General features: G+C 59.4%; 14 protein-coding genes and 1 pseudogene. All 15 read left to right on the top strand.

Annotated elements, in window-relative coordinates; genetic code table 11:
* A pseudogene (locus WNE31_RS18130) lies at nucleotides 1–204 on the top strand (hypothetical protein); the annotation flags it as partial.
* 444 nt (nucleotides 205–648) lie between these two features.
* Entirely contained in the window at nucleotides 649–2,613 is a 1,965-nt protein-coding gene (gene acs / locus WNE31_RS18125; RefSeq protein ID WP_349981357.1) for an acetate--CoA ligase, read from the top strand.
* A 7-nt stretch (nucleotides 2,614–2,620) separates the two neighbouring features.
* A complete protein-coding gene (locus WNE31_RS18120) occupies nucleotides 2,621–3,304 on the top strand; it encodes an adenylate kinase (protein ID WP_349981356.1) in 684 nt (227 codons plus the stop codon).
* 73 nt (nucleotides 3,305–3,377) lie between these two features.
* On the top strand, nucleotides 3,378–3,635 hold the full coding sequence (locus tag WNE31_RS18115; protein ID WP_349981355.1) for a DUF4212 domain-containing protein: 258 nt from the start codon (nucleotides 3,378–3,380) through the stop codon (nucleotides 3,633–3,635).
* Nucleotides 3,636–3,650: 15 nt separating this feature from the next.
* Nucleotides 3,651–5,438, top strand: a complete 1,788-nt coding sequence (locus tag WNE31_RS18110) for a sodium:solute symporter family protein (RefSeq protein WP_349981354.1) — start codon at nucleotides 3,651–3,653, stop codon at nucleotides 5,436–5,438.
* Nucleotides 5,439–5,545: 107 nt separating this feature from the next.
* Complete coding sequence (locus WNE31_RS18105; protein WP_349981353.1) at nucleotides 5,546–7,372, top strand: putative nucleotidyltransferase substrate binding domain-containing protein; 1,827 nt, start codon at nucleotides 5,546–5,548, stop codon at nucleotides 7,370–7,372.
* 69 nt (nucleotides 7,373–7,441) lie between these two features.
* Complete coding sequence (locus tag WNE31_RS18100) at nucleotides 7,442–7,966, top strand: hypothetical protein (protein ID WP_349981352.1); 525 nt, start codon at nucleotides 7,442–7,444, stop codon at nucleotides 7,964–7,966.
* Nucleotides 7,966–9,381 (top strand): 3'-5' exonuclease, encoded by a 1,416-nt coding sequence (locus WNE31_RS18095; protein ID WP_349981351.1) that lies wholly within the window; start codon nucleotides 7,966–7,968, stop codon nucleotides 9,379–9,381. Before WNE31_RS18100 ends, WNE31_RS18095 begins: the two co-directional genes overlap by 1 nt.
* An 86-nt stretch (nucleotides 9,382–9,467) precedes the next feature.
* Complete coding sequence (locus WNE31_RS18090; protein WP_349981350.1) at nucleotides 9,468–9,965, top strand: flavin reductase family protein; 498 nt, start codon at nucleotides 9,468–9,470, stop codon at nucleotides 9,963–9,965.
* Nucleotides 9,966–10,148: 183 nt separating this feature from the next.
* Complete coding sequence (locus WNE31_RS18085; protein WP_349981349.1) at nucleotides 10,149–11,117, top strand: bifunctional enoyl-CoA hydratase/phosphate acetyltransferase; 969 nt, start codon at nucleotides 10,149–10,151, stop codon at nucleotides 11,115–11,117.
* Nucleotides 11,114–12,268, top strand: coding sequence for an acetate/propionate family kinase (locus tag WNE31_RS18080; RefSeq protein WP_349981348.1), 1,155 nt, complete (start codon nucleotides 11,114–11,116; stop codon nucleotides 12,266–12,268). Before WNE31_RS18085 ends, WNE31_RS18080 begins: the two co-directional genes overlap by 4 nt.
* A gap of 127 nt (nucleotides 12,269–12,395) precedes the next feature.
* On the top strand, nucleotides 12,396–12,584 hold the full coding sequence (locus WNE31_RS18075; RefSeq protein ID WP_349981347.1) for a hypothetical protein: 189 nt from the start codon (nucleotides 12,396–12,398) through the stop codon (nucleotides 12,582–12,584).
* Between the two features lie 47 nt (nucleotides 12,585–12,631).
* Nucleotides 12,632–13,180 (top strand): phage integrase central domain-containing protein, encoded by a 549-nt coding sequence (locus WNE31_RS18070; RefSeq protein WP_349981346.1) that lies wholly within the window; start codon nucleotides 12,632–12,634, stop codon nucleotides 13,178–13,180.
* Between the two features lie 104 nt (nucleotides 13,181–13,284).
* Complete coding sequence (locus tag WNE31_RS18065) at nucleotides 13,285–13,833, top strand: hypothetical protein (RefSeq protein ID WP_349981345.1); 549 nt, start codon at nucleotides 13,285–13,287, stop codon at nucleotides 13,831–13,833.
* A gap of 229 nt (nucleotides 13,834–14,062) precedes the next feature.
* Nucleotides 14,063–14,875, top strand: a complete 813-nt coding sequence (locus tag WNE31_RS18060; RefSeq protein WP_349981344.1) for a DUF3987 domain-containing protein — start codon at nucleotides 14,063–14,065, stop codon at nucleotides 14,873–14,875.
* Nucleotides 14,876–15,662 lie beyond the last annotated feature (787 nt).

Here is a 15,662-nt window from a genome sequence, read left to right as displayed (position 1 = left end):
GGCACGGCGACCGCCTCGCAGTTCCAGATCAACACCACCCACACCTCCAGCCCCGATGGCGAACGCTCGGGCGATGACAACATCGAAGAAGCCTTCATCATCTATCGTCCCACGGGACAGATCATGTGGGCGCTGGTTGACGGGGCCGGTCAGGACAGCATCAACCTGATGATCGCCGGACAGGTCTATGACCTGATGGCGTGAGCCAAAACGACAACGCCGGTTTCAGGGGCCTCCGCGATGCGGGGGCCCTTTTCGTTCACAAAACAAGATTCGTCGCTTTTGAACCTCAATGCCCATACGAAACCGGTTTTCAGAGCCCCGTCCGACGAAGGCAACGATTTGTCACACCTCCCCAATTCTGGGTATTTTTCGATATTGGCCTTGAAACTGGTCACTTCTCCCCTAAAGCTTCCCGTGAGTTTGACTCTCAATCACTTGCTTTTCTTATGGTTTTTACACTTTTTTAGCGAATATTTACAATCACCCCCGGGGTGCTGGAAAAGATTTTACAAAAATTTCCTTACCTTTCTGCGCCTTATTTCAAAATTTTCAGTCTCAACTATGATCCCTGCAACGATGGATATTTCATTGTACCGTCACGTCACTTTGACTGACCGTCCGCAATTTTCAGAGGGAGGAACCTCAATGTCGTCTGAAACCACCGCAAACCCCACCTATCCGCCGAGTGCCGATCTGGTAGCGCGCGCACATGCCGATGCCGCCAAGTATGACGAGATGTATGCTGCATCAATGGCCGACCCGGAAGCCTTCTGGGGCGAGCATGGCAAGCGCATCGACTGGATCAAACCCTTCACCAAGGTCAAGAACACCTCGTTCGCGCCCGGCAATGTCTCGATCAAGTGGTTCGAAGACGGCACGCTGAACGTAGCCGCCAACTGTATTGACCGTCACCTCGAGACCCGTGGCGACCAGACCGCGATCATCTTTGAACCCGATGATCCCAACGAAGCCGCCCAGCACATCACGTACAAGCAACTGCACGTTGCCGTATGTAAGATGGCCAACATCCTGGAAGACCTCGGCGTGCGCAAGGGCGACCGCGTTGTCCTCTATCTCCCGATGATTCCCGAAGCCGCCTATGCCATGCTGGCCTGTGCCCGCATCGGCGCGATCCACTCGATCGTGTTTGCAGGCTTCTCGCCCGACGCCCTGTCGGCGCGGATCAACGGTTCGGATGCCAAGGTTGTCATCACCGCCGACTATGCCCCGCGCGGTGGACGTCAGACCCCGCTCAAGTCGAATGCCGACGCGGCGCTGCTGCACTGTAAAGACACGGTGAAATGCCTTGTCGTGAAACGCACCGGTGGCCAGACCACCTGGGTTGACGGGCGCGACTTTGACTATAACGAAATGGCGCTGGAAGCGGACGAATATTCCAAGCCCGCCGAGATGAACGCGGAAGACCCCCTGTTCATCCTGTACACCTCGGGCTCGACCGGTCAGCCCAAGGGCGTCGTGCACTGCTCGGGCGGGTATCTGGTTTACGCCTCGATGACCCACCAATACACGTTCGATTACCATGAAGGCGACATCTTCTGGTGTACCGCTGACGTAGGCTGGGTCACCGGCCACAGCTATATCGTCTACGGCCCGCTGGCCAATGGTGCCACCACCATCATGTTCGAAGGCGTGCCGACCTATCCGGATGCCTCGCGTTTCTGGCAGGTGTGTGAAAAGCACAAGGTGAACCAGTTCTACACGGCGCCGACCGCGATCCGCGCCCTGATGGGCCAGGGCAACGAGTTTGTCGAAAAATGCGACCTCTCCGACCTGCGCATCCTGGGCACCGTGGGTGAACCGATCAACCCCGAAGCCTGGAACTGGTACAATGACGTTGTCGGCAAGGGCCGCTGCCCGATTGTTGACACGTGGTGGCAGACCGAGACCGGCGGTCACATGATGACCCCCCTGCCCGGCGCACACGCCACCAAACCCGGCTCGGCCATGAAGCCCTTCTTCGGCGTCAAGCCGGTGGTTCTGGATCCGCATTCGGGTGAAGAGATCGAAAGCTACCCGACCGAGGGTGTTCTGTGTATCGCAGACAGCTGGCCCGCGCAGATGCGCACCGTCTGGCAGGATCACGAGCGTTTCGAGAAAACCTATTTCTCGGACTACAAGGGCTATTACTTTGCCGGTGACGGCTGCCGCCGCGACGAAGACGGGGATTTCTGGATCACCGGCCGCGTCGATGACGTGATCAACGTCTCGGGTCACCGCATGGGCACAGCCGAAGTCGAAAGCGCGCTTGTGGCACATGCCGCCGTCGCCGAGGCCGCTGTTGTGGGCTATCCGCACGACATCAAGGGTCAGGGCATCTATTGCTATGTCACCCTGATGAACGACGTCGAGCCCACCGACGAACTGTATAAAGAGCTGCGCACCTGGGTCCGCACCGAGATCGGCCCGATTGCTTCGCCCGACCTGATCCAGTGGGCCCCCGGCCTGCCGAAAACCCGTTCGGGCAAGATCATGCGCCGTATCCTGCGCAAGATCGCCGAAAACGATTATGGCTCGCTGGGCGACACCTCGACCCTCGCCGATCCTTCGGTCGTCGATGACCTGATCGAAAACCGGATGAACAAAGGGTAACGGACTGATGCTGGATACTGCAAAAGCCGCCGCACCCGTTCTGATCCTTCTCGGCCCTCCGGGCGCCGGGAAGGGCACACAAGCCCGTATGCTGGAAGAGAAGTTCGGCCTCGTGCAACTTTCGACAGGGGACCTGCTGCGCGCCGCCGTGGCCGCGGGCACCGAGGCGGGCAAAGCCGCCAAGGCCGTGATGGAAGCTGGGGATCTGGTCAGCGACGAGATCGTGATCAACATCCTGCGGGATCGTCTCGCCGATGAAGACTGTGCCAAAGGCGTGATCCTTGACGGGTTCCCGCGCACCACGGTGCAGGCCGAGGCGCTGGACGCGCTGCTGGCCGAGTCAGGTCAGAAGATCAACGCCGCCATCAGCCTTGATGTAGAAGACGCCGCCATGGTGACGCGCATCTCGGGCCGCTACACCTGCGGCAATTGCGGCGAAGGATATCACGACGAATTCAAGCAGCCCACCAAGGATGGCGTCTGCGACAAATGCGGAGGCACGGAAATGAAACGCCGCGCCGACGATAACGCCGAAACCGTGGCCAGCCGCCTTGAGGCCTACCACGCGCAAACGGCACCGCTCATTGCTTATTATGACGGCAAGGGCGCTCTGCAACGGGTCGACGCCATGGGCGATATCGGCGCCATCGCAGGAAATCTGAGCGCGATTGTCGAACAGGCAACCGCGTAAAGGGGAAGTGTAAAGGCACGCGGGGGAACCCGTGCGCCTTTGCGGAGGAAACGGAAAAGAGGGAGGAGCCAACATGGCCGACAACTCATCCAACAACGCATATTGGAAAGCCAATATTCGTATCATTCAGATCAGCCTCGTTATCTGGGCGCTGGTCTCTTTCGGGTTCGGCATCCTGCTGCGTCCGATGCTGAGCGGCATTGCCGTCGGCGGAACCGATCTGGGCTTCTGGTTCGCCCAGCAAGGTTCGATCCTTGTCTTTCTGGCGCTGATCTTCTTCTACGCCTGGCGGATGAACAAACTCGACGCCGAACACGGCGTGGAAGAATAAGAGGATAAGGGACAGATGGATCAGTTTGTACTCAACTGGATCTTTATCGGTGCGAGCTTTGCGCTCTACATCGGTATTGCAATTTGGGCCCGCGCGGGCTCGACTTCGGAATTCTATGCCGCTGGCCAGGGTGTCCACCCGGTCGTCAACGGTATGGCAACCGGCGCTGACTGGATGTCGGCAGCGTCGTTCATCTCTATGGCCGGCCTGATCGCATTCACCGGCTATGACAACTCGTCGTTCCTGATGGGCTGGACCGGTGGTTACGTTCTGCTTGCTCTGATGCTGGCACCGTACCTGCGTAAGTTCGGCAAATTCACCGTTTCGGAATTCATCGGCGACCGCTTCTACTCGCCCACCGCTCGCCTGGTGGCTGTTATCTGTCTGATCGTGGCTTCGACCACCTATGTGATCGGTCAGATGACTGGTGTTGGCGTTGCGTTTGGCCGCTTCCTGGAAGTTGACAACACCACCGGTCTGCTGATCGGCGCCTGTGTTGTGTTCGCCTACGCCGTTTTCGGCGGCATGAAGGGTGTGACCTACACCCAGGTTGCGCAATACTGCGTTCTGATCGTTGCCTACACCATTCCGGCAATCTTCATCTCGCTGCAACTGACCGGCAACCCGATCCCGGCCATGGGCCTGTTCGGCGATCACGCTGCTTCGGGTGAACCGCTGCTGGCGAAGCTCGACCAGATCGTGACCGAGCTGGGCTTCAAAGAGTATACCGCACACCACGCTGACACGCTGAACATGGTTCTGTTCACCCTGTCGCTGATGATCGGTACCGCGGGTCTGCCCCACGTCATCATGCGCTTCTTCACCGTTCCCACCGTTTCGGCGGCACGTTGGTCGGCTGGCTGGACCCTGGTGTTCATCGCCCTGCTGTACCTCACCGCGCCTGCTGTTGGTGCGATGGCGCGTCTGAACATCTCGGAACTGATGTGGCCGAATGGCACCTCGGGTGACCCGGTATCGGTCCAGATGATGGAATCGGACGAAAAGTACGACTGGATGGCCACTTGGCAGAAAACCGGTCTGCTTGGCTGGGAAGACAAGAACGGCGACGGCAAAATCGCGTACTTCAATGACAAGGACGCCGACAAAGTTGCCGAAATGGAAGCCGCTGGCTGGGGTGCTGAGAACGAACTCACCAACTTCAACCGCGACATCCTGGTTCTGGCCAACCCGGAAATCGCCAACCTGCCTGGTTGGGTGATCGCCCTGGTTGCTGCAGGTGGTCTGGCCGCTGCGCTTTCGACGGCTGCGGGTCTGCTTCTGGCGATCTCGTCGGCGGTATCGCACGACCTTATCAAAGGCGCCATCAGCCCGAACATCTCGGAAAAAGGCGAACTGATGTCGGCACGTATCTCGATGGCTGTAGCTATCGCGGTGGCGACCTACCTCGGTCTGAACCCTCCGGGCTTCGCTGCACAAACCGTTGCTCTGGCATTCGGTCTGGCCGCTGCGTCGATCTTCCCGGCCCTGATGATGGGTATCTTCACCAAGGTGAACAACAAGGGCGCCGTGGCTGGTATGCTGGCAGGTCTGATCGTAACCCTGATCTACATCTTCCTGCACAAAGGCTGGTTCTTCATCCCGGGCACCAACTCGTTCTCGGATGCTGACCCGCTGCTGGGCACCATCAAGTCGACCTCGTTCGGTGCAGTTGGCGCGGCAATCAACTTTGCAGTTGCCTTCATGGTCTCGAAATCGACCGATCCGATCCCGGCCGAAATCGACGAACTCGTCGAAAACGTCCGCATCCCCAAAGGTGCTGGCGCGGCTGTCGAAGGTCACTAAGACACGATGGGCGGGCCCTCCCCCGCGACGGCCCGTCATCTTTCAAAATGGTCCTGTCCGGTGCATACCGGACAGGACTTTTTCTTTTCCTTTCAAGGCTGATTCCCATGCCCCTCACTCAAGAGCAGATCATCCGCTTTCTCAAATCGGTGCACCCCTATGACTCGCTGTCGGCGGACGTCATTGCCGAGGTCGCGCCCCTGTTCGAAGCATGGGAGGTCGAGAAGGATTTTTCGATCTATGACGCCGGTGAGAAACTGCCCGGGCTGTTCCTGATCTATGAAGGCCAGGTGGAAATCCGCGACGAAAACGACGTGGTGGTCTCGCATCTGGGACTGCGCAATTCGTTTGGGGAACGCGGCCTTTTGCGCGACGGCATCGCCGTCACCAGTGCGCGCGCTGACGAACATTCGATTCTTCTGGTGCTGCCGCCGATCCCCTTTTACAAGCTGATCGAAGACCACGAGGCCGCGCGAAAGTTCTTTGACCGCACGCGCATCGACAAACCCCGCGAAAACAATCTGGCCACTAGCCTTGTCGAAACCCTGATGGCCCACAGCCCCGTGACCTGCCCCCCCGACGCCACCGTGCAGGACGCGGCACAGTTGATGCAGGACAAGGGGATTTCCTCGCTTTGCATCACCGAGGGCGACGCCCTGTCCGGTATCGTCACGACGCGCGACCTGTCGGGCAAGGTGCTGGCCAAGGCCCTGCCCGTTTCGACCCCCATTCAGGACGTGATGACCCGCAACCCGATCACATTGGCGCCAAATGCCATTGGTTCGGACGTGCTCCACGCTATGATGGAACGCAAGATCGGCCATGTGCCGATCGTTGAAAGTGGCAAACTGGTGGGGATCGTGACACAGACTGACTTGACCCGTTTTCAGGCCGTAAGCTCGGCCGAACTGGTCAGCGAAATTGCCCATGCCGACACCGCCGAAGAGATGGCCAAGGTCACCGCGCGCATTCCGCAGCTTCTGGTGCAGCTGGTTGCCGGTGGCAACCGGCACGAGGTGGTCACCCGCCTGATCACCGATATCGCCGACACCGCAACGCGCCGCCTGCTGTCGCTGGGCGAGCAGAAACTCGGGCCCGCCCCTGTGCCCTATCTCTGGCTGGCCTGCGGCTCGCAAGGGCGCCAGGAACAGACCGGCGTCAGCGATCAGGACAACTGCATGATCCTTGACGATGCAGTCACCGAAGACCAGCGCACCGGCTATTTCGCCGAACTGGCCAAATTCGTCTCGGACGGGCTGGATGTCTGTGGCTATTTCTATTGCCCCGGCGACATGATGGCGACCGCAGACCGCTGGTGCCAGCCGCTAAGGGTCTGGAAGGGCTATTTTGACGGCTGGATCAACAAGCCGAACCCCGAGGCGCAAATGCTGGCCTCGGTTATGTTCGACCTGCGCCCCATCGGCGGGCACGCGGACCTGTTCGAAGACCTTCAGGAGCAAACTCTCAAAATCGCGAGCGCGAACTCGATCTTCGTAGCGCATATGATCTCGAACTCGCTCAAGCACCAGCCGCCGCTGGGGCTGCTGCGTGGTTTTGCAACCATCCGATCGGGCGAGCACAAGAACCAGCTGGACATGAAACATAACGGCGTGGTGCCGATCGTCGATCTGGCCCGTGTCTATGCGCTGCAAGGCCGCCTGACCGCTGTCAACACGCGCGCGCGCCTTGAAGAGGCCCAGCACAGCGGGGTTCTGTCGGAATCCGGTGCTGCCGACCTGCTGGATGCCTATGACCTGATCGCCGAGACCCGCCTGCTGCATCAGGCCGAACTGGTCAAGACCGGCAAGGCCCCCGACAATTATTTGCGCCCGTCCGACCTGTCCGATTTTGAACGCAGCCACCTGCGCGACGCCTTTGTCGTGGTGAAATCGCTGCAATCAGCCATCGGTCACGGACGCGGCATGCTGGGTTAACCCCCACACAGACGACGCGCCCCCTGTCGGAGAGAGGACCGGCAGGGGAACGCCACGAGGAGGAAAGACATGTTTCTGGAATTGATCGCCGTTGTTCTGGCGGGTGTCGCGGCCGCGGGGATCCTGATGTTGATCAACCGCGGGATCGGGGGGCGTCTGCCCCGCTGGCTGGTTCCGGTGGCTGCGGGGCTCGCCATGCTCGCCGCGACGATCTCGAACGAATACAACTGGTTCGACCGTACAAAGGGAAGCCTTCCCGACGGGATCGAGGTGGCCCAGACCGTTGAGAACCAGGTGTTCTACCGCCCCTGGACCTACGCCTTTCCCTATGTCGACCGCTTCGTCGCCGTGGATACCGCGACCGCGCGCCAGCATCCCGAAAAGCCTGGTGTGGCGCTGGTGGATATCTACTATTTCGGCCGCTGGACGCAGGTCAACAAGGTGCCGATGATCGGTGATTGCGTCTTGGGGCGGCGCGCGGTTCTGAGCGATGACGTGGCCTTTGCCGAGGACGGCACCATCACCGGCGCGGCTTGGGTCAATGCCGGAACTGATGATCCGGTTCTGACCACCCTGTGCAAGGAGATTTCGTGATGTTTGCCCATTGGTCCCTACGCCTGCGCGTGTTCCTGTTTTTCCTGCTGATCGCCTTTGGCGGACTCGCTCTTGTCGATGCGGCGCTTTACATCGGGTATAAACGGTCGATCGGCGGCGATGTGATGAGCGGCTATGTTTTTGCCGCCGCGCTTTCCGGCTTTGCCCTGCTGGGCCTGTCGCTGGGGATCTGGCTGTTGTTTGACGAAAACGTCGCCAAACCCATCGAACGCATTGCCGCCACGATGCGCACCCGTGCCCATGCCGGTGTCGCGGTCACGCTGAATTCAGAAGAGGCGCGCTATCTGGGCGACCTTGCCCCTGCCGCGCAGGCCGTGGCCGGACAGTTGAGCGAAACCGAACAGGGCACCGCCGAGGCGATTGCCTCAGAAACCAAGCGGATCGTCTCCGAGAAAGAGTTTCTGACCGCGCTCTTGACCGAGATTCCGATTGCCATGGTCATCGTTGGTCCGTCGCATCAGATCATCCTCTATGACGGCCAGGCCGCTGAAGTTCTGGGCCAGATCCACGTGCCGCGCCTGAATGCCTCGATCTTCGACTATTTCCAGAAAGAGTCGCTGATGGCCGCCGTGACCCAGATGAACAAGACCGGCAAGGATGTGAGTTTCGAGGCGCAGGGCACCGAGGGACGCCTGAGCTTTGACGCCCGTCTGAAACTGATCGGGACCGGGCCGGCCTATATGATCGTGATCGACGAGGCCCACGCCAAAATCTCGCCCGAGGCCGCGCGCCCGCTGGTCTATGATTTCGACCTGATGATGTCGCGCGCCGAGGATTGCGCGCTTGAAGACCGTCCGATCACGAAGATGGATTTCGTGGTGTTTGACACGGAAACCACGGGGCTTTTGCCGCACAAGGACGAGATCGTGCAACTGGGCGCCGTGCGGGTGGTGAACGGGCGCATGGTACCCGGCGAGAGCATTGACCAGCTTGTCAATCCGGGCATGAAGATCCCGCCTGCCTCGACCAAGGTGCACCATGTCACCGATGCGATGGTCGCCGATGCCCCGGATGCGCACAGCGTGTCGCGCCAGTTCCACCTGTTCGCGCGCGATTCCGTCATTGTCGCCCACAACGCACCCTTCGACATGGCCTTCATGCACCGCTATGGCAAGCAGAACGGCCTCGTCTGGGATCACCCGATTATTGACACGGTTTTGCTCTCCGCCGTGCTGTTCGGGGCCAGTGACACGCATACGCTGGATGCGCTGTGCGACCGGCTGGGCGTGACCATCCCACCGCACCTGCGCCATACCGCGCTTGGGGATGCGGTGGCCACGGCCGAAGTCCTGTGCAAGATGCTGCCCATGCTGGAATCGCGCGGCTACACCACCTTTGGCGAGGTGATCCAGCAGACACGCAAACACGGACGGTTGCTCGAAGATTTGAACTGAGACCTTGCAAACCCCCTTGCATGTCGGGCTTAATCGCGTAAAGGCGGTCCCAATCATCAGATATGGGCAGAAAACAGGATCGCGCGATGGTCAGGCAGTTCACCCCACGTGAAGACAATACCCGTGATTTCCGGGACGCTTTGGGCTGTTTTGCCACCGGCGTGACGGTGATCACCGCCCCCGAGGCCAGCGGCGGCATCGGCATGACTGCCAATTCCTTTTCCGCGCTGTCGCTAGTGCCCCCGCTCGTGATGTGGGCGCCCGCAAAATCCTCGGACCGGTATGACTATTTCTGCAAGGCCACCCACTTTGCGATCCATGTCCTGCGCGACGACCAACTGACGCTGGCCAAGGAATTTGCCGATCGCGGCGATGCCTTTGACCTTGTGGATATGCACCTCAACGACCACGGCGCGCCCCTGTTTGACGACTGTCTGGCGAGGTTTGAATGCCGCACCTATGCCTTGCATGACGGCGGCGACCACTCGATCATGGTGGGTGAAGTGACCCGCGCCATGATCGGTGAAGGGACACCGCTTGTCTTTGCGCAACGCGCGTTCGGCGGGTTTGTCGAGGGTGCATGATCTGCCCATCGCGAGGGCATGACCGCAGGTGGACGCCTATTGTGCTGGCATGTAGGGCGACGTCGCGGAAACCTTTGATGCGATTTGCGCTGTGTCATGTTTTCAAAACAGTACGAGCGTAAGACAGGCCGCAACAGATATGAACCGGCTGGCCCCCTTGGGCCGGCGAACAGGAGAGCCCCCGTGATTTTACCTCTGGAGACCGCCGCCCAAACCGCCGCCGCACAACACCCCTCAAGCTTTGATCTGATGCTGAAAGCAACTGCGGATCTTGACCCCATCCCGACCGCCATCGTGCACCCTTGTGATGACGCCTCGCTGGAAGGGGCGCTTGCGGCGCGTGACAATGGCCTGATCCTGCCTATCCTTGTTGGCCCCGAAGAAAAGATCCGTGCCGCAGCCGCCGAGGCAGGGATCGACATCTCGGAGTGCGAGATCGTCAATACCCAGCACAGCCACGACTCGGCCAAGGCTGCCGTGCTGCTGGTACGCGAGGGCAAGGCGCAGGCCCTGATGAAAGGCGCGTTGCACACGGACGAAATCATGGGCGAGGTCGTGCACAAGACCCGTGGGCTGCGTACCGAGCGCAGGATGAGCCATGTCTTCGTGCTTGACGTGCCGACCTATCCAAAGCCGTTGCTGATTTCGGACGCGGCAATCAACATCTTCCCCGATCTCGAAACCAAGGCCGACATCATTCAGAACGCGATCGAACTGGGCCATGCCCTCGGCGTTGAGTTGCCCAAGGTCGCGATCCTGTCGGCGGTGGAAACCATCTATCCCAAGATTCCCTCTACAGTCGAGGCTGGTGCCCTGTGCAAGATGGCGGATCGCGGACAACTCACAGGCGGTCTGCTGGACGGTCCCCTTGCGTTTGACAACGCTGTCAGCAAGGAAGCCGCCGAAACCAAGGGTATTGTGTCGGAAGTGGCCGGTGATCCTGACGTTTTGATCGCCCCCGACCTTGAAGCAGGCAATATGATTGCCAAACAGCTGATGTATCTGGCCGGAGCGGATTCGGCGGGGCTGGTTCTGGGGGCACGGGTGCCGGTCATGCTGACCAGCCGCGCCGACGGAACCCTCTCGCGTGTGGTTTCTGCCGCACTGGCGCAGCTTTTGGTGCATCACAGGCAAGGAAAGGTATTCATGTGACCCACGCCATCCTGGTTCTGAACGCGGGCTCGTCCTCGGTCAAATACGGCGTCTTTTCGGCCGACGATCAATCCCTTCTGGCCAAGGGGCTGATCGACCGGATTGGCAGCGGTGCCGAGCATCACGCCAACGGAAAAACCGAGGTGCTTCCGGTCGCGCAAGACGCCAAACATGCCGAGGCGCTGGCCTGGCTGACAGCACATTTGCAATCAGACCTTCAGGATGTCGAGATTGTCGCCGCAGGGCACCGCGTTGTGCATGGCGGACAGGATTTCACCAGCAGCACGCGTATCACGCCCGAGGTGGTCACCCGCATGGCGGCGCTTTCTCCCCTCGCCCCTGCGCACCAGCCGCATAACCTTGCCGGGATCGCGGCCCTTCAGGCGGTCTGGCCCGACATTCCGCAAGTGGCCTGTTTCGACACTGCCTTTCACCGCACCCAGCCGCGCCTTGCACAGCTTTTCGCGTTGCCCCGACAGCTGACCGAGGACGGCGTGCTGCGATACGGGTTTCATGGCCTCAGCTATGATTACATTGCGTCGCAACTTCCCGCCCATCTGGGGCCCAAAACCGGGCGCGTCATCGTTCTGCACCTTGGCCATGGGGCCAGTCTTTGCGGCATGATCGACGGCCAAAGCGTGGCCACCTCAATGGGGTTCACCGCGCTCGACGGGTTGGTGATGGGGAAACGCTGCGGCGACCTCGATCCGGGTGTGATTTTCTATCTGGTGCGCGACAAGGGCCTGAGCATTGAAGAAGCCGAGGTTCTGGTGTCTTCGCAATCCGGGCTCTACGGTGTTTCGGGCGGCATCAGCAGCGACATGCGCGACCTCGCCGCGAGCGACGATCCCGCTGCAGCCGAGGCGATTGATCTGTTCGCTTATCGTGCCTGCCGCCAGATCGGCTCCATGGCCGCCGCCCTGAATGGCGTGGACGCCATCGTATTCACCGCAGGTATCGGGGAAAACGCACCGGACGTGCGACGGAGAATCCTGTTAGGGTGTGGCTGGTTGGGCGTGGATGTGGACGATGCGGCCAACGCAGCTGGCGGCCCTGTGATCTCGACCGCCGACAGCCGAGTCACGGCACTTGTCATTCCAACCAACGAAGAAAAAGTGATTGCGGAACAAACGGCTGCGCTCCTGCGTTGATGTTGTCTATGAGGCACATGTGTTGAAAACGATTGGAATCACGAGTCGCCCAATGACCTGTGATTAGGTGTTGCACGAAAACTGTGTTAACATTCTGTTAACCTTTTCGGCCAGCCTTGGAGCCCCCGTGACAGATTCGATCATCCGCCAGACGAAAGACCGCTGGATGCAAGAGTATCCCGATTGCCCCCAACGCGAAATGGCGCTGCAACTTCTGCGACGGGGCCATCTGGAACAGGCCCATGCCTGGATCGACGCGCTTGACCAAATGCGTGCAGGCGGGAAGTCAGCCCTTTTCGGCAAAACAGGCACTTAAACGCCCGAAGGCTGCGCGATGGCCGCCGTCTTTGACAGGGTGAGACGATGAAATGGCCCTTGGCGGTTTTCCTGCGCTCGGACGAGCCGAGGCCCGGAAACAAGCAGCGCGGTGGAGAGCCGTTGCTTCGGAAAACCGCGATCCAAAAAAAAGAACGCGAAGCGGAAAGACGAGCCGCACGACGTGAGGACATTTCCCTTGCTGTGATTACGACGTATGCGTTCGAAACGCGCAAGGCCGAGCTAACGGGCGATGGCACAGCGGGCAGGTGGCTGTCGCCTCTGAACACTCATGTCCTTCCAAAGCTGGGCAAAGTGCCGGTGACAGACCTCGACCAGCGGGACATTCGCGACACGTTGACCACGATCTGGCATACTAAGGCCGATACGGCACGTAAGGCGCTCAATAGGTTGTCTGTCGTACTGAAACGCACGGCCACGCTCGGCTTGGATGTCGACTTACAAGCGACCGAAAAGGCAAAAAACGCTGCTTGGCAAGTCGCGACATGTTCCAAAGAATACCCCCGCAATGGACTGGAGGGATGTGCCAGGCTTCTACGTTGCCTCCGACAGTTTGGAACGTTGCGGCCGCCGTAAGGCTGATCGAAGCCGTGCGCGAGGCGGAAGGCAGTATACCGCGGCGCTTTGAGCGCCCATCTGATGAGTCTGACCCGATCTCCATGAATCGTTGGCGAGCCGAAATGAGTGATCTTGCCGTTTCAGTTTCGTCTGCATTTTCCTTGCGAGATACGTGGCCTGACTTGACTAGGGCAGCTCGACGCGAGCAGCGGCTCAATGCACTTGCAAAACTCAGAAAACAGTTCGAAGCCGCAAGTAAAGTGTTTATTGCGAAGCCGGACCTCGCCGAGGTTTTGGACGTTGAGCTGCCGCCAGACTTCCCAGACGTTCATGACGCTATCTGCAAGATTCTTAAAGTAGTCACGGCGACTGCGAGGTGGATGGAGAACGAGGGCAAGAAAAGAGGCAACGCAGCGCCGCTACCCAAATCGCCCTACGCTGCTCAGGAAATGTTGCTGCGATCGCTTGCCTCGACATATAAGGAGTTCTTGTCGTCCGGCCCCCTAAGCGACACAAAGAAGACTTTGGAAGCCAACAACGGCCCAGTTGTGTCATTTGTGCGCACCGCTTTTGCCATCGCGGGCGAAGAAAAGACTGACGCGGCACTTACCAAAGCAGTGCGACGAGCACTCACTTCGAAGCAAGGGGACATAAACATCGAAACTGATTGAAGATGTCCCTTGGATCAAAATCACCGAAATCAGCCAGTTTTGGATCATCCGACACACAACAGGATGATCTAAATGCAAACCTACCTGACACTGAACGAACTGAGTGCCAAGCTGGCCGGCCGCTCTCGCTGGGCAATTTAACTTGACCTTAAGGCGGGCCGACTGCCGCAGCCGCGCCAGTCTTGGCATCATGACCGAAGAGCGGGGCGCGCTTTTCGGCGGGCATAGTATGAAGGCGGAAAACCGGCTCGCCACTTGCGCGAGCTTCAGCGCCATGTGGGATGGCCAACCGCTCGACAGATGGCGTGCAGGCGATGGCGTCTCAGCCTACGTCGGACGGCGCTTCTCAGCGCATATTCTGGAGCAGCCAGTGGCGGCGGAAGCGCTGCTGTCTGACCCGATGGCAAATGAGCAAGGACTTTTAGCACGCTTTTTGGTCTGTCGCCCTGCTTCGCACGTCGGGACGCGTCTACGCATGGAAAGAGACGCGCTGGCCGAGGCTGAGATTGCGCGCTTTGCCACGCGCATACGGTCGCTGCTTTCTCGCGAGTTACCTCTTGCAGAAAACAAGCGTACCGAACTCGCGCCACCTGTGCTGCCAATGTCGCCGGGCGCCCGCGCAGCATTGGTCATATTTGCCTGCGAAGCGGAGACAGCGCAGGCCCCCGGTGGTCCCTTCGTGGGGGCGCGAGCCTTCGCTAGCAAAGCTGTAGAACATGCTGCACGCCTCGCGGCGGTCCTGACGATTTATGCCGACCCGGACGCAGTGGAGGCGGCAGGCGAGACGATGGCAGGGGCAATCGAGATCGCCACCTTCTACGCGAATGAAGCCGCGCGCCTCGCAGATGCGGCAGTCGTGCCGCGGGATCTGGCCGAAGCAGAGCGGATGCGCAAATGGCTGTTGGAGACTTGGAATGAGCCATGCATCGCAGCTGCCGTTGCGGCGCAGCGTGACCCCTTCAAGTTGACTGCCCGTACCAGAAAGGCCCTGCAGCACCTTCAGGAATATGGTTGGGTATTGCGGCAAATGGCGAAGAGGTAGCGGGTAAACCACGTAAAGAAGCATGGCGCATCATCCGTGGGTATCATTTATAACTTAGTTGAACTTCGACGCAAAAGCTGCGCTGAGACGTGCCCAAAGACGGCTGCCCGACCCCAATCCTCTTAATCTTCCCAATCAGAACGGTTCTGACATGGCAATATTAGGAGGGTTAGGAACTGAATACCCACAATGCCCTGAACAGCCCCTCGTTAAGCTCGCTTACGAATACTATGAGAAACTTGCCTAAATCCGTGAATCTGAAAGCGGTCAGGACCGAGTCAAAGCCAAGGAAACGAAATTGGCGGAAGCAAGCCGCGCTTCCCCGCAGGCTCACCTTTGAAGTCTGCGTTCCATGCACCGAACAGATCTTCACGCCTGACCCGCCCATGCGAGGACTGCATCGTCGCGCCTCCAGCCCCGTTCACATCTTTGCCGATGGTATGCCGACGGAGGCTACGATGGTCAATGTCATCGTCTCAAACTTCGCTGTTCATTGCCGCCATATTGGCAAGCTTTAAGTAAGCGCTGTTCTTGCACGATGGTCGATTAGCACTCGAGAGCAACGCCGTAAGACACCGAGGGCAATTAGATACTTCATGGTTTAAGCTCTTTTGCTCGTTTCATTACTTAGATACGAACAGGAGCTCGGTTCACGTGGCGCTCAAGCCAACAGGTCGAAGACGTCCGCGCCGATCTGCAGGTTAATCGACGTTTGTGCATCGCCGTCCACCAAGGCCCACATGATCTGGCCAGTGGGACGATAAATCACGAAGCTCTCGCTGATGCC

Source organism: Shimia fortis (assembly GCF_040225985.1).
Taxonomy (GTDB): domain Bacteria; phylum Pseudomonadota; class Alphaproteobacteria; order Rhodobacterales; family Rhodobacteraceae; genus Shimia.
This window is presented reverse-complemented; position numbering and strand designations above follow the sequence as displayed.